1 protein-coding gene is annotated in these 1,097 nt (G+C 39.5%); it reads left to right on the top strand.

Annotated elements, in window-relative coordinates:
• On the top strand, window positions 1-691 hold a 691-nt coding region (gene manA, locus GLP24_RS19785), incomplete at its 5' end, for a mannose-6-phosphate isomerase, class I (protein ID WP_232616437.1).
• Window positions 692-1,097: the final 406 nt, after the last annotated feature.

Consider the following 1,097-nt stretch of genomic DNA (forward strand, 5'->3'; position numbering starts at 1 on the left):
CGATGTGATCAGCGATCTTGTTAATACGTTCGTAGCCAATCAAACTGAAACCGGTTTACGTGATTTCTTTGAAGCAATGTTATCGCTTGAGGGTGAGCGTAAAGAGGTTGCTGTTAATGGGCTTTTAGCGTTCTGTCATGAACATAAAGAGCAGCCATTATTTGCGTTATTGATTGATTTATCTGAGCAATACCCAGGCGATATCGGTCTGTTTGTTCCTTTAATGTTGAACGTATTAACATTACAACCAGGCGAAGCGATGTTCCTAAGTGCATGTACGCCACATGCTTACATTAAAGGAACTGGCCTTGAAATCATGGCTAACTCAGACAATGTACTACGTGCAGGTTTGACGCCTAAATTTATGGATGTACCCGAGTTAGTCGCTAATACTGAATTTAAGAGCATGGCGGCGAATGAACTATTACTGGCGCCAACAATGGTTGCTGGTGGTTTAGATTATCAGATCCCTGTGCCTGATTTTAAATTCAGCGTGTATAAGCAAGTTAATGATATTGCATTACAAAATACCAGTGCTGAAATTTTATTTGCGATTGATGCACCGCTAACAGTGACGCATCAAAATGGTGAAACATTGACGCTTGAAAAAGGCCAGTCAGTGTTTATTCCTGCTTATGCAAAAGCATATTCAGCCCATTGTGATGGTATGTTTGCTCGCGCGTATAACTAAAGGGTTATAGGGAAGAGCAGGGACGAGGTTGTGAGTCTCTAGTTCTCAGGATAATGAGACTAAGCGATGGGTGAAAGCCTGTCGCTTTTTTTGTGGAAATTATTCCGTCATTCCTTACAGTGAATGCTAAATCAACCCCCGTCATTCCCTACAGTGAGGTTACGAACGAGATAGGGAATCTACTATCCGCGCGTCGTAGAGTCATTGTGGTTGAAATAGATGACGAATAATAAACTGCTTTTCCTAACCCCCGTCCTTTCTGTGATCTATCGCACTAAATATCCCACCTAACTGCATATTTGAAGCCTTATTTAGATAGTTGATAAAATTATTTGATAATCGTTTTTTTGTATTTTCATATATAATTAATTATATAACTTGTTGAAAATAAACGTATAAATTCACA

The sequence above is a fragment of the Photobacterium carnosum genome, assembly GCF_021236965.1.
Lineage (GTDB): Bacteria > Pseudomonadota > Gammaproteobacteria > Enterobacterales > Vibrionaceae > Photobacterium > Photobacterium carnosum.